This is a genomic window from Microbacterium sp. 22179 (genome assembly GCF_052045715.1).
Taxonomy (GTDB): domain Bacteria; phylum Actinomycetota; class Actinomycetes; order Actinomycetales; family Microbacteriaceae; genus Microbacterium; species Microbacterium galbinum.
This window is the reverse complement of sequence record NZ_JBQEPJ010000006.1, coordinates 106,556-124,333: the sequence shown is the minus strand read 5'-3', so window position 1 is coordinate 124,333 and position 17,778 is coordinate 106,556. Positions and strand designations below refer to the sequence as shown.

The 17,778-nt window shown below is 66.9% G+C and carries 18 protein-coding genes; 10 read left to right on the top strand and 8 right to left on the bottom strand.

Annotated elements, in window-relative coordinates:
- The first annotated feature begins 15 nt into the window (after nt 1–15).
- The 5 genes from ACTJKK_RS13955 to ACTJKK_RS13935 all read left to right on the top strand — a co-directional run bounded on the left by ACTJKK_RS13955 (nt 16) and on the right by ACTJKK_RS13935 (nt 5,061).
- A complete protein-coding gene (locus tag ACTJKK_RS13955; RefSeq protein WP_440748437.1) occupies nt 16–1,425 on the top strand; it encodes a dipeptidase in 1,410 nt (469 codons plus the stop codon).
- 102 nt (nt 1,426–1,527) lie between these two features.
- The gene (erpA, locus tag ACTJKK_RS13950) at nt 1,528–1,890 is read left to right on the top strand and encodes an iron-sulfur cluster insertion protein ErpA (protein WP_247622104.1); all 363 of its coding nucleotides are present in this window, start codon (nt 1,528–1,530) and stop codon (nt 1,888–1,890) included.
- A 96-nt stretch (nt 1,891–1,986) separates the two neighbouring features.
- Nucleotides 1,987–2,886 (top strand): aa3-type cytochrome oxidase subunit II, encoded by a 900-nt coding sequence (gene ctaC, locus ACTJKK_RS13945; RefSeq protein WP_247622105.1) that lies wholly within the window; start codon nt 1,987–1,989, stop codon nt 2,884–2,886.
- Between the two features lie 3 nt (nt 2,887–2,889).
- On the top strand, nt 2,890–4,623 hold the full coding sequence (gene ctaD / locus ACTJKK_RS13940; protein ID WP_247622106.1) for an aa3-type cytochrome oxidase subunit I: 1,734 nt from the start codon (nt 2,890–2,892) through the stop codon (nt 4,621–4,623).
- A gap of 3 nt (nt 4,624–4,626) precedes the next feature.
- Complete coding sequence (locus tag ACTJKK_RS13935; RefSeq protein ID WP_247622107.1) at nt 4,627–5,061, top strand: cytochrome c oxidase subunit 4; 435 nt, start codon at nt 4,627–4,629, stop codon at nt 5,059–5,061.
- A 51-nt stretch (nt 5,062–5,112) separates the two neighbouring features.
- Here the strand turns inward: ACTJKK_RS13935 and ACTJKK_RS13930 are convergent, their stop codons facing one another.
- The 7 genes from ACTJKK_RS13930 to ctaE form a co-directional block, all read right to left on the bottom strand.
- Nucleotides 5,113–5,532 carry a rhodanese-like domain-containing protein gene (locus ACTJKK_RS13930; protein WP_440748436.1) on the bottom strand — a complete coding sequence of 140 codons (420 nt, stop codon included), beginning with the start codon at nt 5,530–5,532 and terminating at the stop codon, nt 5,113–5,115.
- Between the two features lie 40 nt (nt 5,533–5,572).
- Nucleotides 5,573–6,121, bottom strand: coding sequence for a GNAT family N-acetyltransferase (locus tag ACTJKK_RS13925; protein WP_440748435.1), 549 nt, complete (start codon nt 6,119–6,121; stop codon nt 5,573–5,575).
- Nucleotides 6,122–6,123: 2 nt separating this feature from the next.
- A complete protein-coding gene (locus tag ACTJKK_RS13920; RefSeq protein ID WP_440748434.1) occupies nt 6,124–6,531 on the bottom strand; it encodes a RidA family protein in 408 nt (135 codons plus the stop codon).
- 77 nt (nt 6,532–6,608) lie between these two features.
- Nucleotides 6,609–8,423: a cytochrome bc1 complex cytochrome b subunit gene (qcrB, locus tag ACTJKK_RS13915; RefSeq protein WP_440748433.1), complete on the bottom strand. Its 1,815-nt coding sequence runs from the start codon at nt 8,421–8,423 to the stop codon at nt 6,609–6,611.
- Nucleotides 8,420–9,496: a cytochrome bc1 complex Rieske iron-sulfur subunit gene (gene qcrA / locus ACTJKK_RS13910; RefSeq protein WP_247631967.1), complete on the bottom strand. Its 1,077-nt coding sequence runs from the start codon at nt 9,494–9,496 to the stop codon at nt 8,420–8,422. The genes qcrB and qcrA overlap by 4 nt, the downstream gene beginning before the upstream one ends.
- Before the next feature lie 36 nt (nt 9,497–9,532).
- Nucleotides 9,533–10,333, bottom strand: coding sequence for a cytochrome bc1 complex diheme cytochrome c subunit (qcrC, locus tag ACTJKK_RS13905; RefSeq protein ID WP_247622113.1), 801 nt, complete (start codon nt 10,331–10,333; stop codon nt 9,533–9,535).
- A gap of 20 nt (nt 10,334–10,353) precedes the next feature.
- Entirely contained in the window at nt 10,354–11,007 is a 654-nt protein-coding gene (gene ctaE, locus ACTJKK_RS13900) for an aa3-type cytochrome oxidase subunit III (protein ID WP_440748432.1), read from the bottom strand.
- 192 nt (nt 11,008–11,199) lie between these two features.
- Here ctaE and trpD point away from each other — a divergent pair, with 192 nt between their 5' ends.
- Together trpD and ACTJKK_RS13890 are read left to right on the top strand one after the other, a co-directional pair.
- A complete protein-coding gene (gene trpD, locus ACTJKK_RS13895; protein WP_440748431.1) occupies nt 11,200–12,264 on the top strand; it encodes an anthranilate phosphoribosyltransferase in 1,065 nt (354 codons plus the stop codon).
- A gap of 8 nt (nt 12,265–12,272) precedes the next feature.
- Entirely contained in the window at nt 12,273–13,259 is a 987-nt protein-coding gene (locus tag ACTJKK_RS13890; protein ID WP_440748430.1) for a PHP domain-containing protein, read from the top strand.
- A 3-nt stretch (nt 13,260–13,262) separates the two neighbouring features.
- On the opposite strand, the gene ACTJKK_RS13885 is transcribed toward ACTJKK_RS13890, so the two are convergent.
- A complete protein-coding gene (locus ACTJKK_RS13885; RefSeq protein WP_247956394.1) occupies nt 13,263–14,198 on the bottom strand; it encodes a 5'-3' exonuclease in 936 nt (311 codons plus the stop codon).
- 198 nt (nt 14,199–14,396) lie between these two features.
- Here ACTJKK_RS13885 and rpsA point away from each other — a divergent pair, with 198 nt between their 5' ends.
- From rpsA to ACTJKK_RS13870, 3 genes are all read left to right on the top strand, one after another.
- Nucleotides 14,397–15,851, top strand: a complete 1,455-nt coding sequence (gene rpsA, locus ACTJKK_RS13880; protein ID WP_247622117.1) for a 30S ribosomal protein S1 — start codon at nt 14,397–14,399, stop codon at nt 15,849–15,851.
- Nucleotides 15,852–15,930: 79 nt separating this feature from the next.
- Entirely contained in the window at nt 15,931–16,530 is a 600-nt protein-coding gene (gene coaE / locus ACTJKK_RS13875) for a dephospho-CoA kinase (RefSeq protein ID WP_440748429.1), read from the top strand.
- Nucleotides 16,527–17,738, top strand: a complete 1,212-nt coding sequence (locus tag ACTJKK_RS13870; RefSeq protein WP_440748428.1) for an MFS transporter — start codon at nt 16,527–16,529, stop codon at nt 17,736–17,738. The genes coaE and ACTJKK_RS13870 overlap by 4 nt, the downstream gene beginning before the upstream one ends.
- The last annotated feature ends 40 nt before the right edge of the window (nt 17,739–17,778 follow it).

The window sequence follows — 17,778 nt, the reverse complement described above, 5'->3', positions numbered from 1 at the left end:
CTTAAGATTACTCGCATGACCTCTGCTGAGATTCCCTCTGTCTCCGAAACGGACATCCTCGAGGCGGTGGCGACCGGGAACCCGGCCGCGCTGTCGGACCTCGGGCACCTCGTCCGCATCCCGGGAATGGCCTGGCCGGCGTTCGATCAGACCCAGCTCGAGCGCAGTGCCGAGGCCGTGGCGGCGCTCGCGACGGACACCGGCGTCTTCGACGAGGTGCGCATCCTCCGCGCCGACATCCCCGGAACGGACGAGCAAGGACAGCCCGCCGTCCTGGCGACCCGTGCGGCCCGGAACGGGCGTCCCACGATCCTGCTCTACGCGCACCACGACGTGCAGCCTCCCGGGGACGACGCGCTCTGGGAGACACCGCCGTTCGAGCCGACCGTGCGCGACGGTCGCCTGTATGGGCGGGGAGCGGCCGACGACAAGGCGGGGATCATGGCGCACATCGCCTCCATCCGCGCCGCGGCGGAGGTGATCGGCGACGACCTCGATCTCGGGATCGCGATGTTCATCGAAGGCGAGGAGGAGTACGGCTCGCGATCCTTCGCGCAGTTCCTCTCCGACAACAAGGAAGCTCTGCGCGCCGACGCGATCGTCGTCGCCGATTCGGGCAACTGGGATTCGACGACACCCGGACTCACCGTGTCGCTGCGGGGGAACGCGCGGTTCACGATGCGCGTACGCACCCTCGACCACGCCTCGCACTCGGGGATGTTCGGTGGGGCGGTGCCCGACGCGATGATGGCGACCGTCACGCTCCTCTCGACGCTGTGGAACGCCGACGGCTCGGTGGCCGTGGACGGGATGACGGAACGGGAAGCGGCGACACCGGAGTACACCGAGGAGACGTTGCGCGATGAGGCCGGGCTCCTGCCCGGCACGACGCCCATCGGCGGGGGCACGATCCTCAGCCGCATCTGGAACAAGCCGTCGGTCACCGTGATCGGCATCGACGCCACGAGCGTGGCCGCGGCCTCCAACACGCTCCTCCCCGAAGTGACGGTCGTCATCAGCGCCCGCGTCGCGCCGGGCCAGACCGGGCAGGAAGCGTATGAGGCACTGGAGCGTCACCTGCGTGCGCACGCCCCGTTCGGCGCGGAGCTGACGTTCTCCGACGTCGACCTGGGTAACGGTTTCCTCGTCGACACCTCCGGATGGGCGGTCGCGCTCACGCGCGACGCCATGCGAGACGGGTACGGCGTCGCTTCCGTCGATCTAGGCGTCGGCGGCTCCATCCCGTTCATCGCCGACCTGGTGCGGGAGTTCCCCGAGGCGCAGATCCTCGTCACCGGCGTGGAGGATCCGCACTCCCGCGCCCACAGCCCGAACGAGTCGCTGCATCTCGATACCTTCCGCAACGCGGTCGCGACCGAGGCGCTCCTGCTGGCTCGGATGAACGCTCTCACGCTCCCGCAGTGACCCTCAGTCGCACGGTTCTCCCCGGATCTCGCCGACTTCGCCGAGGGCGGCGGTAGAATTGCGGGGAAAGCCGTGCGACTGCGGCCCGTCACAAGGAGCGACATGAGCGACACCACCCTGACCTCAGAGACCACCAAGGCCCACGGCATCAGCCTCACCGACGCGGCCGCGACCAAGGTGAAGAACCTGCTCGAGCAGGAGGGTCGCGACGACCTTCGCCTGCGCGTCGCGGTCCAGCCCGGCGGATGCTCCGGCCTGATCTACCAGCTCTACTTCGACGAGCGCTACCTCGAGGGCGACGAGACCGTCGACTTCGACGGCGTCGAGGTCATCGTCGACAACATGAGCGTGCCGTACCTCGATGGTGCATCCATCGATTTCAAGGATTCGATCTCGGAGCAGGGCTTCACGATCGACAACCCCAACGCGGCCGGCAGCTGCGCCTGCGGCGACAGCTTCCACTGAGCGGAACCACCCCGTCAACCTGCGTGGTTGGCATGAATCGGGTGTGAGGTTGCTCTAGACTTGGGTGTGCCCTATCCGCAATCTGAAAGGTGCATCGTGCCCTCGAAACGCCGCCGCCTTCGTTGGGCCGCACTCCCTCTGGGAGTCGCGGCAGCTGTGGCCCTGGCGGGATGTACCACCGCCGAGCTGAACGGCTATCTCCCCGGCTTCGTCGATGATGGCCCCGCTGCCACCAACCAGACCGAGCGCGTGTCGTCGCTCTGGGTGAACTCCTGGATCGTCCTTCTCGCCGTCGGTGTCATCACCTGGGGCCTCATGGCCTGGGCCGCGATCGCATACCGCCGTCGCAAGGGCCAGACGGGTCTTCCCGTCCAGATGCGCTACAACATGCCGATCGAGATCTTCTACACGATCGTGCCGTTGATCCTCGTGCTCGGGATGTTCTTCTTCACCGCCCGCGACCAGGCCGCGATCGAGACGCAGTGGGACGACCCCGACGTCGAGATCACCGCGATCGCGAAGCAGTGGGCGTGGGACTTCCAGTACGACGCCGACTCCGAGGACGACACCGTCTGGACGATGGGTATTCAGGCCCAGCCCGACGCCGAGGGCAACATCGACCAGTCGCAGCTGCCGACCCTGGTGCTCCCGGTCGACCAGAAGGTCACGATCAAGCTGCAGTCCCGCGACGTCATCCACTCCTTCTGGATCATCGACTTCCTCTACAAGAAGGACATGTACATCGGCAAGGACAACTCCTGGTCGTTCATCCCCACCCGCGTGGGGGAGTACGCCGGGAAGTGCGCCGAGCTCTGCGGCGAGTACCACTCGATGATGCTCTTCAACGTGAAGGTCGTCGAGCAGGACGAATACGACGCGTACCTCGAGACCCTCAAGGACAAGGGCAACACGGGAGACATCACGGACGCTTACGACCGGTTGTCGAACTACCCCGGAACGACCCCGAAGAACGACTCCGAAGAAGGAGAGGAGTAAGCCATGTCGACGACTGAAGCACCCCGCACCGACGAGGCGAACCGCTCCCGTCCCACGACTCTGCCCCCGCGCCAGGCCTCGCTCATGAGCTCTTCGCGCGTCGAGCAGAAGGGCAACATCGTCGTCAAGTGGATCACCTCCACCGACCACAAGACGATCGGGTACATGTACCTCATCGCCTCGGTGCTGTTCTTCCTCCTCGGAGGCGTGATGGCCCTCGTCATCCGCGCCGAGCTCTTCGCTCCGGGTATGCAGATCATCCCGACGAAGGAGCAGTACAACCAGCTGTTCACGATGCACGGCACGATCATGCTGCTGATGTTCGCGACGCCGCTGTTCGCGGGCTTCGCCAACGCAATCCTGCCCCTGCAGATCGGCGCGCCCGACGTCGCGTTCCCGCGCCTGAACGCCTTCGCCTTCTGGCTCTTCCTGTTCGGATCGACGATCGCCGTCGCCGGCTTCCTCACCCCTCAGGGTGCGGCGTCCTTCGGATGGTTCGCCTACCAGCCCCTCGCGAGCGCCTCGTTCTCGCCGGGAGCGGGTGGAAACCTGTGGATGCTCGGACTCGGAATCTCCGGATTCGGCACCATCCTCGGTGCGGTGAACTTCATCACCACGATCATCACGATGCGCGCACCGGGCATGACGATGTGGCGCATGCCGATCTTCTCCTGGAACACGCTCGTCACGAGCCTCCTGATCCTGATGGCATTCCCGGTCCTCGCGGCCGCGATCTTCGCCGCCGGCGCCGACCGCGTGCTCGGTGCCCACATCTACGACCCGGCCAACGGCGGCGTCCTGCTCTGGCAGCACCTGTTCTGGTTCTTCGGGCACCCCGAGGTCTACATCATCGCGCTGCCGTTCTTCGGCATCGTCTCGGAGATCTTCCCGGTGTTCAGCCGTAAGCCGATCTTCGGTTACAAGACGCTCGTCTACGCGACGATCGCGATCGCCGCTCTCTCCGTGGCCGTGTGGGCTCACCACATGTACGTCACCGGATCCGTGCTTCTCCCGTTCTTCGCGCTGATGACGATGCTCATCGCCGTGCCGACGGGTGTGAAGATCTTCAACTGGATCGGCACGATGTGGCGAGGGTCCGTCACCTTCGAGACTCCGATGGTCTTCTCGCTCGGCTTCCTCGTCTCGTTCGTCTTCGGCGGTCTGACGGGTGTCATCCTGGCGGCCCCGCCGCTGGACTTCGCTCTGTCTGACTCCTACTTCGTCGTGGCGCACTTCCACTACGTCGTCTTCGGAACCGTCGTGTTCGCGATGTTCGCCGGCTTCTACTTCTGGTGGCCGAAGTGGACCGGACGCATGCTCAACGAGCGTCTCGGCTACGTCCACTTCTGGATGCTGTTCATCGGCTTCCACATGACCTTCCTCATCCAGCACTGGCTGGGCGTCGACGGCATGGTTCGTCGTTACGCGGACTACTCCGCGGCCGATGGCTGGACCTGGCAGAACCAGGTCTCGACGATCGGTGCGATGATCCTCGGCGCGTCCATGCTGCCGTTCTTCCTGAACGTCTGGATCACGGCCCGCAAGGCGCCGAAGGTCACCGTCAACGACCCGTGGGGCTACGGAGCATCGCTCGAGTGGGCGACCTCCTGCCCGCCGCCGCGTCACAACTTCACGTCGATCCCGCGCATTCGTAGCGAGCGCCCGGCCTTCGACCTGAATCACCCCGAAGCAGCGGAGTTCGCCACCACGGCTCCGGGCGAGCGAGAGGTCCACTGAGCCATGCGCGACAACGTCATTCTCTGGTGGATTCTCACCGCTTTCTTCGCCCTGGTCGGAGTGATCTACACCGGCTGGCACATCCTCGCGACGCCGGACGACAACTTCGCCATGCGGATCGAGTGGGTCGGCACGACCGCACTGTTCTTCGCCGCCTTCATGGGCGCGATGATCGCGTTCTACCTCGACCGCACGCACAATGCGCAGGGTGGAGAGCTGCCGGAAGACATCCTGACGTCGGACATCGACGACGGCGACCCCGAGCTCGGCGAGTTCAGCCCGTGGTCGTGGTGGCCGCTGGTCCTGGCGGCCTCCGCCGGTGTCTTCGTGGTCGGTCTGGCCGTCGGACACTTCCTCCTGCCGATCGGCCTGGCGATCTTCGTCGTCGCGATCGTCGGCTGGGTGTATGAGTACTACCGCGGTAACTTCGCTCGCTGATCGGGCGAACGAACGAAGAGGCCCCCGGGATTCCCGGGGGCCTCTTCTGCGTCACGAACGGCTGCGTATCCGAGGGATTCCGGTGAGTGGGTCGACGGGCCGGTGGTGCACGCCATCCGCGTCCTCCACCGGATAACCTTCCCGCGCCCAGTACTCGAATCCGCCGATCATCTCGCGCACCGCGTAGCCGAGGCGGGCGAAGGCGAGCGCCGCCTTCGCGCCGGCGTTGCATCCGGGACTCCAGCAGTAGACGACGACCTCGCTGTCGGCAGGGATTTCTGCAGGCGCTCGGGCCTCGATCTCGCTGTAGTGCATGTGCGTCGCTCCGGCGACGCGTCCCTGGGTCCAGGCTTCGGCGGAGCGCACGTCGATCACGACCAGCGGCTTCCCCGCTCGAAGGTCGGCATGGACGTCACTGGCGTCGGTCTCGTAGGCGAGCTTGGCGGCGAAGTAGTCGGCGCGATCGATCATGTCTCTCAGAGTAGGAGAGGCACAGGTCGGTCCGCGCTCGTCAATCGGTCGCTCGTGGGTCTTTTCCGGCCAGGTGCGTCCGGTCGTCGAGCTCGGCCGTCATCTGCACCCGGCGACCGTAGCGATCGATCCCGAGCTCTGCCTCGGTGTCGATCAGAGCTCGCTGGAAAGCCGTCTCGGGGAGGCTCTCGAGGAATCCGCAGGTGGCGTAGAACGGTGCGTTCCAGGGCACCTCGGCGTACGTGCGCAGTGTGACACGGGAGTAGCCACGCTCGTGCGCCTCACGCAGGGCGGCGCGCACCAGAGCGCGCCCGTGCCCCTGCCGTCCCGCCGAGGGAATCACCGAAAGCTGTTCGAGGTGCGCGTGTCCGTCCGCGTCGAGCACATGCACGAATCCGACGGGGGAGCGCGTGTCCTCGTCTTCGAGGAGCAGGGTGAACCCGGGAGCCGCGAGGCGGGCCGCGCCGTCCTCTGCGTCGGGCCACTCCCAGGCTCCGAGAGCGTCGATGAGGAGGGCATCCGCTGCCGACTCGATCGCCTGCAGGTGTTCGGCGTCGGTCGAGAGCGCAGGGCGGATTGTGCCGCTCATCGTCAGTCTCCCTGCACCGCGGCGATCGCCTCGATCTCGACCAGCTGGTCGTCGTACCCGAGCACCGTGACACCGAGAAGGGTGCTCGGAACATCGTGGGATCCGAATGCCGATTCTACGACGTTCCAGGCGGTGATGAGGTCAGCTTGGCGTGTGGAGGCCACCAGCACGCGCGTGCTGATGACGTCTGTCAGTGCGGCGCCCGACGCGGCGAGAGCGCCTCGCAGGGTCTCGACGCAGCGCGCTGCCTGTGCAGCGTAGTCGCCCGGGGCGGTCGTGGAGCCATCGTCTTCGAGCGGGCAGGCGCCGGCCAGGAAGATGAGGCGGGAGCCGGCGGGAGCCGTCGCGGCATAGGCGTACGGGGTGTCGGCGAGGGAGTCGGAACGGATGAGTCGGACTACGGACGTCATGCTTCGATCCTCGCATGGGAACATCGAAGGGCCCTGTCCGCGTGGACAGGGCCCTTCGAGAGGGGAGCGGCGGGACGTTACTCGCCGTCCTCCGACTTCTTCTTGCGAGGCTTCTTCACGGGCTCGGTCGCGATGAACGTGCTCGGGGTGTTCGGCGTCTCGTCGACGTGGTCCTCGGTCGCCTCGATCGGGGCATCCGGGAATCCGGCGCGCTCGTGAGCTCCCTGGATCTCGGCGACCTCGGTCTCCTCGTTGTGAGCCGTGACGTGGTGCTGGTGTGCATCCGCGGCTGCGACCTCGGCCTGAGTGAGGGGCGCGAGACGGTCCTCGAAGAACCAGCGCGACATCGACGACCGGAGGTTCTCCGTCCACGGGATGCGGCCCTTGGCGTTGGGGCGTACGACGAGCGGCTCGTAGCCGTCGACGTCGATGAGCTTCCACCGGTCGTACTGATCGACCGGCTGGTGCACCTCGATGAACTCGCCACCGGGAAGGCGGACGATGCGTCCCGACTCGAAGCCGTGGAGAACGATCTCACGATCCTTCTTCTGCAGCGCGATGCAGATGCGCTTGGTCACGAAGTAACCGAGGATCGGCCCGAGGAACAGCAGAGCCTGGAGCGTGTGGATGACACCCTCCATCGTGAGCATGAAGTGCGTCGCGATGAGGTCCGAGGAGGCTGCAGCCCAGAGCACGGCGTAGAAGACGACGCCGGCCACGCCGATGGCGGTGCGGGTCGCCGCGTTGCGCGGACGCTGCGCGATGTGGTGCTCGCGCTTGTCACCGGTGATCCACGCTTCGATGAAGGGGTAGATCGCGACGGCGACGATGAAGAGTCCGAGCACGGCGACCGGAACGAGGATGCCGAACGACCAGGTGTGGTCGAGGAAGACGACGTCCCAGTTCGAGGGCGCCAGACGCAGCGCGCCGTCCGCGAAGCCGATGTACCAGTCGGGCTGGGTTCCGGCGGACACGGGGGAGGGGTCGTAGGGACCGTAGTTCCAGATCGGGTTGATCTGGAAGAAGGTCGCGATCAACACGATGGTGCCGAAGACGATGAACAGGTATCCGCCCATCTTCGACATGTACACCGGCATCATCGGGTAGCCCACGACGTTGTCGTTCGTGCGGCCGGGGCCGGCGAACTGCGTGTGCTTGTTGATGATCATGAGCATGAGGTGCACGACGATCAGGGCGATCACGAGCATCGGCAGCAGCAGGATGTGCAGCGAGTACAGGCGCCCGACGATGTCGGTACCGGGGAACTCGCCGCCGAAGAGGAGGAACGAGGTCCACGTGCCGATGAGCGGGAGGCCCTTGACCATGCCGTCGATGATGCGGAGACCGTTACCCGAGAGCAGGTCGTCGGGGAGGGAGTATCCCGTGAAGCCCTCGGCGAGAGCGAGGATGAACAGCACGAAGCCGATCACCCAGTTGAGCTCGCGCGGCTTGCGGAACGCGCCGGTGAAGAACACGCGGAGCATGTGCACGCCGATACCGGCCACGAAGACCAGGGCGGCCCAGTGGTGGATCTGACGGACGAGCAAACCGCCACGGAGGTCGAACGAGATGTGGAGCGACGACTCGAGCGCCGCGGACATCTCGATCCCGCGCATCGGAGCGTACGCACCGGTGTAGTGGGTCTCGACCATCGACGCCTGGAAGAAGAACGTCAGGAAGGTTCCGGACAGGAACACGACGACGAAGCTCCACAGGGCGATCTCACCCAGCATGAACGACCAGTGGTCGGGGAAGATCTTGCGCCCCAGCTCCTTGACGAAGCCGGAGAGGCTGGTGCGCTCATCGATGTAGTTCGACGCGGCGCCGACGAATCGGCCGCCGAGAGGCGCCTTGGTGTCCTTGTCCTCTTTGGACAGCGTTGCGGTGCTCAATGGCGCTCCCAGAAGCTCGGGCCGACGGGCTCGGTGAAGTCACTGCGCGCGACGAGGTAGCCCTCGTCGTCGACGGTGATGGGCAGCTGAGGCAGCGGGCGCGCGGCCGGTCCGAAGATGACCTTGGCGTGATCCGTCACATCGAACTGCGACTGGTGGCAGGGGCAGAGGAGGTGATGGGTCTGCTGCTCGTAGAGCGCGACCGGGCATCCGACGTGGGTGCACACCTTGGAGTAAGCGACGATGCCGTCGTACGACCAGTCCTTGCGGTCCTCGGCCTCGATCAGCTGCTCGGGGCGCAGACGCATCATCAGCACGATGGCCTTCGCCTTCTCCTCGAGGTAGCCGTCGTGGTGGCTCAGCTCGGCCAGGTCGGCCGGGATCACGTGGAAGGCGGAACCGAGCGTGACGTCGGCGGCGCGGATCGGCGTGCCGTCCGGGTCGCGGACGAGGCGCATTCCCTCCTCCCACATGGTGTGCTTGAGCAGGTGCACCGGGTCGCCCGCGTAGGGGTCCTCCGGGGTGGCATGCGGGGCCAGGCCGCGGAACAGCGTCACGCCGGGAATGATCGACGCGACGAGCGCTGCAAACAGCGAGTTGCGGATCATCGTGCGGCGTCCGAAGCCGGACTCCTCGTTGGCGTCGGAGAACGCCTTGATCGCGGCCTCGCGGGTCGAGTCCTTGCCGCGCGTGGGGTGGCGGTGCTCGATGTGCTCCTTGTCGGACATGAGCGCCTTCGACCAGTGGATCGCTCCGAGGCCGAGGGACAGCAGCGCCAGGGCGATGCCGAGTCCGATGAAGAGGTTGTTCTGACGGATGTCGATGAGAGCGCCGCTCTCGATCGGGAACAGCATGTAGGCGGCGACCGCCCAGATGCTGCCCGCGAGAGACAGGTAGAACAGCGTGTAGACAGTGCGGACCGCGGCCTTCTCCGCGCGCGGGTCCTTGTCGGTCATCCGCTCGCGGTGCGGCGGCAGGCCCGGGTTCTGCACAGGGTCGCTGACTGCGACGCCCAGCCCCGGAGAGGGCTGGTAGGCCCTGTCAAGAGCCTGCGAGTCGTCGTCGTGTGCCATGGTGCTCCTCGTACGTTCCTCTTCGATGATTAAGCGTCAGTTGGACTTCGCCGTGATCCACACGGTGATGGCGACGAGTGCGCCGATGCCGAAGATCCAGACGAACAGGCCCTCAGAGACCGGTCCGAGCGATCCGAGGGAGAACCCGCCGATCTGCACGGACTGCTGCTGGTACAGGAGAGCCGAGATGATGTCGCGCTTGTCTTCGTCCGACAGGTTCATGTCGCCGAAGACGGGCATGTTCTGGGGGCCCGTCACCATGGCCGCGTACATGTGCAGCGCGCTGGTCTCGGTCAGGGCCGGGGCGTACTTGCCCTCGGTGAGTGCTCCACCGGCGGCGGCCACGTTGTGGCACATCGCGCAGTTGACGCGGAAGAGCTCGGCTCCGTGAGCCACGTCGCCCTCACCGTCGAGGATGCGCTCCTCGGGGAAGGTCGGGCCGGGGGCCGTGGACTGCACGAACGACGAGATCGCGAGGATCTGGTCCTCGGTGAACTGCGGCTCCTTCTGGGGAGCCTGCGGTCCCTGCATCTGCAGGGGCATGCGGCCCGTGGAGAGCTGGAACTCGGTGGCGAGCTCGCCGACACCGTAGAGGCTCGGCCCGTTGGGCGTGCCCTGCAGGTCGAGGCCGTGGCAGGTGGCGCAGTTCGCCTGGAACAGCTTCTCGCCGTCCTCGACGGTCAGCGTGGTCGCCGCGGTCTGCGTGTCGGTCGCGGCGAAGGCCGCGGATGCGCCGGCGTACACGGCGCCGGTGATCATCAGGCCTGCTCCGATGAGGGCCGCGGCAGCCAGGGGGCTGCGGCGACCGCCAGAACGGCGCTTCTTCTCTCGTGCCATCTCGGGGATCAGCTCCGCTCTTATTTCAGGAAGTAAATTACGACGAACAGCACGATCCAGACGACGTCGACGAAGTGCCAGTAGTAGGACACCACGATCGAGGAGGTCGCCTCCTTGTGCCGGAAGTTCTTGACGGCGAACGCGCGTCCGATGACGAGCAGGAACGCGACGAGCCCGCCCGTCACGTGCAGTGCGTGGAAGCCGGTGGTCAGGTAGAACGCGGAAGCGTACGAGTCGGCGCTGATGGGCATTCCCTCGGCGACGAGCTGGGCGTACTCCCAGACCTGACCCGAGACGAAGACCGCGCCGAGGGCGAAGGTGAGGAAGAACCACTCGACCATGCCCCAGCCGAACAGGCGGCGACGGCCTGCACCGTTCTTCTGGCCCTTGCCGATCTTGTAGGCCTGGAGGTCCTCGGCTGCGAAGACGCCCATCTGGCAGGTGAACGACGAGAGCACGAGGATCGCGGTGTTCACGAATGCGAACGGCACGTTCAGCAGTTCGGTCCGGTCGGCCCAGAGTTCGGGGGAGGTGCTTCGGAGGGTGAAGTAGATCGCGAAGAGTCCCGCGAAGAACATCACTTCACTGCCGAGCCACACAATGGTGCCGACAGCTACCGGGTTGGGCCGCTTGATGGTTCTCGCCGCCGGGGCATACGTCGCTGAGGTCGTCACCGTTCCATTATGGCCGATTCCCGGGGGTGATTCTTGCACCCGGACACCTCGTTTCGCCAGCTTTTCACTTAGGTAACCCTAAGAAAACACTGCGAATCGTCGGTGAATCCGCGGGAAATCGCGGGTGCTCCGGCCGTCGGCATCCGTGACGGACGAGATGCACGTTTTCTCGGCGCCGATAGGATCGCACACATGGCTGAATCCCTGACCTGGTCCGATGTGCTCACCACTCTTCTGGAGCGTCGCGACCTCAGCGTCTGGGAGTCGACGTGGGCCATGCGTCAGATCATGCGGGGCGATGTCAGCGAGGCCCAACTGGCGGGATTCCTCATCGCATTGCGTGCGAAGGGCGAGACGATCGACGAGATCGTCGGTTTCCGCGATGCGATCCTCGAAGCGGCCGTCCCGCTCCCGGTGTCGCCGGACGTCCTCGACATCGTCGGCACGGGCGGGGACCGCGTCGGCACCGTGAACGTCTCGACGACCGCGGCCATCATCATCGGTGCGATGGGCATCCCGGTCGTGAAGCACGGCAACAGGGCGGCGAGTTCGGCGTCCGGCTCCTCCGATGTGCTCGGCGCTCTCGGGCTCGAGCTCACGCTCGATCCGGCCGCCGTGGCGTCCATCCTCGACCGCACGGGGATCACCTTCGCCTGGGCGGGTGCGTTCCACCCAGGGTTCAAGCACGCGGGAGCCGTGCGATCGCAGCTCGGCGTGCCCACCGTGTTCAACATGCTCGGCCCTCTTTGCAATCCGGCTCGCGCCGAGGCGAACGCCGTGGGCGTGGCGCAGCTCGAGCGCGTGCCCCTGATCACCGGAGTGTTCCGCACGCGCGGCGCCACCGCGCTGGTCTTCCGCGGCGATGACGGACTCGACGAACTCACCACCACCGGACACAGTCGGATCTGGGAGGTCACCCGAGGAGATGTGCACGAGCACGATCTGGATCCGCGTGACCTCGGCATCCCGCTCGCCGAACTCTCGGACCTTCTCGGAGGGGCGCCGGAGCACAACGCGACCATCCTGCGTCGCACTCTGGAGGGGGAGCGCGGAGCGGTGCGCGACATCGTGCTGCTGAACGCCGCCGCGGGCGTCGTCGCCTTCGAGCTCTCCCAGGACGCGGCACAGGTGCAGCGTCCGATCCTCGAACGCCTGCGCAGCGCGTACGAGCGTGCGGCCACCGCGATCGACGACGGGCGGGCGCTGTCGAAGCTCGACGAGTGGATCGGCGTGAGCCGGGAGCTCGCCGCCGGCTGAGGCGCATCATGGAACCGGTCGCCGCACTACTCGAGATCGCTTCGCTGCTCGAGCGCGAGCGGGCGTCGAGATATCGGGCCAAGGCCTTCCGGCAGGCGGCCGCGGTCTTCGAGTCATTGCCCGCGGACGTGCGCACCGATCCGAACCGTCTCCGTGCGGCCCCGGGGATCGGTGCGTCGACCTTCTCGGTGATCCGTCAGGCGCAGGAGGGCACGGTCCCCGACTATCTGGTCGAGCTCCGCGGCGACGTGGAGCCGGAGCGCATCTCCGACCTGCGGCGGAAGCTGCGCGGCGATCTCCACGCGCACACCGACTGGTCGGACGGGACGACGTCGATCGCGGTGATGGCGGCCGCAGCGCGCGCACAGGGACACGAGTATCAGGCGATCACCGATCATTCGCCGCGTCTGCGGGTGGCACGCGGGCTATCGAGCGAGCGATTGCGCGAGCAGATCCCTCTCGTCCGGGCCGAGTCCGGCGACGGCTTCACGCTCCTGGCCGGCATCGAGGTCGACATCCTCGACGACGGCGTGCTCGACCAGGAGGATGGGCTTCTCGGCGATCTGGACATCGTCGTCGCGTCCGTGCACTCGAAGTTGCGGATGGATGCCCGCTCCATGACCCGTCGGATGCTCTCGGCGGTGGCGCACCCGCGGGTGAATGTGCTCGGCCACTGCACGGGACGCCTGGTGCAGGGTGAGCGCGGCACGCGCCCGCCGTCGGAGTTCGACGCGGCCGCCGTGTTCGCGGCCTGCGCCGAGAACGGCGTCGCCGTCGAGATCAACTCCCGCCCGGAGCGTCAGGATCCTCCGGACGAGCTGATCGCGCTCGCTCTCGAAGCCGGATGCCTCTTCTCGATCGACTCGGATGCGCACGCCCCCGGTCAGCTGTCGCTTCTCGACCACGGCGCCGAGCGAGCGGAGCGCGCGGGGGTGCCGGCATCCCGGATCGTGACGACCTGGGGGCTCGAGCGTCTGCTCGCGTGGGCGGAATGAGGGTCAGGCGGAACCGGTGACCTTCTCGATCGCGGCGATCGCGCGGTTCATCGAGGAGGTCAGATTCCACTTCGCGGCGAGAGAATCGGCCGCGTCGCGGGCGACGTCGTCGAGCGGGTGCAGCGGCGTGCCCGGCGCGGATATGTCGAGTCCGGTGGCCACCGCGACGACCGTGGGGGCGACATCGAGGTAATCGCTCGCCGCGAGGATCTTCGCGCGGACGCCGGCGCTCATCCCCTCGCCCGCGGCGGCCGCCGCACGGATGCCGTCGAGATCGGCATGGGTCTGGAGGAGCGTCGCCGCGGTCTTCTCGCCGACGCCGGCGACGCCGGGAAGGCCGTCCGAGGCGTCGCCGCGCATCGTCGCGAAGTCGGCGTACTGGCTGGGGAGTACTCCGTACTTGGCGACGACGGTCGCGTCGGTCACGATCTCGAGGTTGCTCATGCCGCGGGCGGTGTAGATCACGCGGACGTCGCTCGCGTCGTCGACGAGTTGGAAGAGGTCGCGATCCCCGGTGACGATGTCGACCGGAAGCGCGGATGCCGTGGCGAGCGTGCCGATCACGTCATCGGCCTCGTGCGCCGCGACGCCGATGATGGGGATGTCGAGAGCCGCGAGCGTCTGACGGATGAGAGGGATCTGCGCCTCGAGCGGATCGGGCACCTCTTCGACGTCCGGGGCGTCCGCGACGACCTCGACGACGCGGTGGCCCTTGTAGCTGGGAATGAGGTCGACGCGCCACTGCGGACGCCAGTCGTCGTCCCAGCAGGCGATGACCTGGGTGGGCTCGTACAGCGTGACGAGCTTCGCGACGATGTCGAGCAACCCACGGGCGGCGTTGATGGGGGAGCCGTCCGGTGCGGTGACCTTGTCGGGCACCCCGTAGAACGCGCGGAAGTAGAGGCTGGCGGTATCGAGCAGCATCAGGCGATCGGTCACGGGGACAGTCTCGCACGGGCATCCCGCACCCGAGCCCCCGCAGCATCCCGAGATCTGGTAATCTGAAGCGTCACTCGTGGCGTGCATACGCATGCTCTCGTGACGATCAATCCAATCCAATCGCTGTGAAGCAGGATATCGGCCGTGCGCGGTCGCTGTTCACGGCCTGAGTTTCCATTCACAAGGACAACCCACTACATGACTACCGCAACGACCGCCCCGGCCACCAAGCAGGTCGCCATCAACGACATCGGATCTGCTGAGGACTTCCTGGCCGCGGTCGAGAAGACCCTGAAGTTCTTCAACGATGGCGACATCATCGAGGGCACGATCGTCAAGATCGACCGCGACGAGGTCCTCCTCGATGTGGGCTACAAGACCGAGGGTGTCATCCCCTCGCGCGAGCTCTCCATCAAGCACGACGTCGACCCCAACGAGGTCGTCGCCGTCGGCGACCTGGTCGAGGCCCTCGTCCTCCAGAAGGAGGACAAGGAAGGCCGTCTGATCCTCTCCAAGAAGCGTGCGCAGTACGAGCGCGCCTGGGGAGACGTCGAGAAGATCAAGGAGAACGACGGCGTCGTCACCGGCACCGTCATCGAGGTCGTCAAGGGTGGCCTCATCGTCGACATCGGCCTCCGTGGCTTCCTCCCGGCTTCGCTCATCGAGCTCCGCCGCGTCCGCGACCTCACGCCGTACCTCGGCCAGGAGATCGAGGCCAAGATCCTCGAGCTCGACAAGAACCGCAACAACGTCGTGCTCAGCCGCCGCGCGCTGCTCGAGCAGACGCAGTCGGAGTCGCGCACCACGTTCCTGAACAACCTCCACAAGGGCCAGGTCCGCAAGGGTGTCGTCTCGTCGATCGTCAACTTCGGTGCGTTCGTCGACCTGGGCGGCGTGGACGGCCTCGTGCACGTCTCCGAGCTGTCCTGGAAGCACATCGAGCACGCCTCCGAGGTCGTCGAGGTCGGCCAGGAGGTCACCGTCGAGATCCTCGAGGTCGACCTCGACCGCGAGCGCGTCTCCCTGTCGCTGAAGGCGACGCAGGAGGACCCGTGGCAGGTCTTCGCCCGTACCCACGCGATCGGTCAGGTCACCCCGGGTAAGGTCACGAAGCTCGTTCCGTTCGGTGCGTTCGTTCGCGTCGCAGACGGCATCGAGGGCCTCGTCCACATCTCCGAGCTCTCCAGCAAGCACGTCGAGCTGGCCGAGCAGGTCGTCTCCGTCGGCGAAGAGGTGTTCGTCAAGGTCATCGACATCGACCTCGAGCGTCGTCGCATCTCGCTGTCGCTGAAGCAGGCCAACGAGTCGGTCGACCCCAACGGCACCGAGTTCGACCCGGCCCTCTACGGAATGGTCGCCGAGTACGACGAGAACGGCGAGTACAAGTACCCGGAGGGCTTCGACGCCGAGACCGGTGCGTGGAAGGAAGGCTTCGACGCCCAGCGCGAGGCATGGGAGCAGGAGTACGCTGCTGCCCAGGCTCGCTGGGAGGCGCACAAGGCTCAGGTCACCAAGGCGGCCGAGGCCGAGGCGGCGGCCGGCGAGGACTTCGGCGGACAGTCGTTCTCGAGCGAGACCGCTGGTGCGGGCACGCTTGCCGACGACGAGGCTCTCGCGGCTCTCCGCGAGAAGCTCTCGGGTGGCAACGCCTAAGCAGCATCACGTCAGGAACGGGCCGTCACCTTCGGGTGGCGGCCCGTTCCGCGTTCTCCCGCGTGACAGGATGGAGACCATGCCCCTCATCGCGCTCACCGGCGGCATCGCGTCCGGGAAGTCGACCATCGCCCGACGACTCGCCTCGCACGGTGCGATCCTCGTCGATGCGGATCAGATCGTGCGTGACGTCCAGGCGCCCGGGAGCCCCGTGCTCCGTCGGATCGCCGCGGAGTTCGGTGACGGCGTCATCGCCGACGACGGGTCGCTGGACCGCCCGGCGTTGGGTGCGCAGGTCTTCGGAGACCCCGAGCGGCTCCTCGCCCTGAACGCGATCGTGCACCCGGCCGTCCGCGCCGAGTCCCAGCGGCGCTTCGAAGAGGCTTTCGCAGCCGATGAGGACGCGGTCGTCGTCTACGACGTCCCGCTCCTGGTGGAGGCGCGCGTCGACGACCCCTGGGACCTCATCGTCGTGGCGCACGCTCCCGAGACGGAGAGGCTGCGTCGCCTCGTCGAGATCCGCGGAATGGACCCGAAGTCGGCGAAGGAGCGCATCGACGCCCAGGTGTCCGACGATCAGCGTCTCGCGATCGCCGACGCGGTGATCGACACGTCCGGATCTCTCGACGAGACCGAAGCCCGCACCGACGCCCTATGGGAGCGGATCCGCGCGCGGTGAGCGAACCGTTCACCGGCCATGCTCCGGGATCACGGGAGTATCGCCGACTGATCATCGGGCTCTTCTTCGCCGGCGTCGCGACATTCGCCCAGCTCTACGCCACCCAGGCCGTCCTTCCGCAGATCGCCTCCGACCTCCGGATCGGACCGGCATCGGCGGCCCTGAGCGTGTCCGCCGCAACGCTCGGGCTGGCGGCGGCCGTCGTCCCCTGGTCGATGGTCGCCGATCGGATCGGACGGATCCCCGCGATGGCGACGGGGGTGATCATCGCCACCGTGCTCGGCATCTGCGCGCCGCTGAGCGACGGCATCCTCCCGCTGCTGATCCTGCGGCTGGGGGAGGGCATCGCGCTGGGCGCCGTGCCCGCCGTCGCCCTCGCCTACCTGAGTGAAGAGGTCCGCTCCTCGCACGCGGCGGCGGCCGCGGGCAGCTACATCGCGGGCACGACGCTCGGCGGGCTGACGGGGCGCCTCGTGGCCGGCGGCATCGGAGAGGCGGGCGGATGGCGTGCGGGGGTCTGGGGTGTCGCCGCAGTCTGCATCGTCTGCGCCGTTCTGTTCCTCTGGCTCACGCCGCGCGCCCGCGGCTTCCTTCCTGCGGCGCGAGGCGGCGGCCCGGGGATCCTCGCGCGACTTCTGCGTCCGCTGCGTTCCGCGCCACAGCTCGCCGTCTACGCGCAGGGTTTCCTGCTGATGGGCGCCTTCGTCGCGGTCTACAACTATCTCGGCTTCCATCTCGCGGCTCCACCGTTCCTGCTTCCGGCCTGGCTGGTGACCCTGCTGTTCGTGGCCTACCTCGCCGGCACGGTCTCCTCGCCCTGGGCGGGATCGCTCGCCAGCAGGTTCGGACGCTTCCCCGTGCTGCTGGTCTCGATCGGCGTCACCGCGTCGGGCGCGGTACTCCTGGCGATGCCGACCACGGGACTGGTGCTCACCGGACTCGTGCTGTTCACCGCCGGGTTCTTCGGTGCCCATGCGATCGCCTCCGGGTGGGTGCCGACGGATGCCGATCCGGCGGTGCGCGCGCAGGCGTCGTCGCTCTACTATTTCGGCTACTACGCCGGATCGAGCCTGTTCGGATGGATCCTCGGTCTCGTCTTCGGAGGGCTGGGATGGGAGTGGTTCATCGCCGGCATCCTCACGATGTGCGCCGCATCGGCGGTGATCGCGGCGATCGCTCTGCGCGCGTCTCCTTCCGGAAGAGTGTGAGAGCCGTTCGCCCGAAGGGGAAGCGGGCCCCGATGTCGGT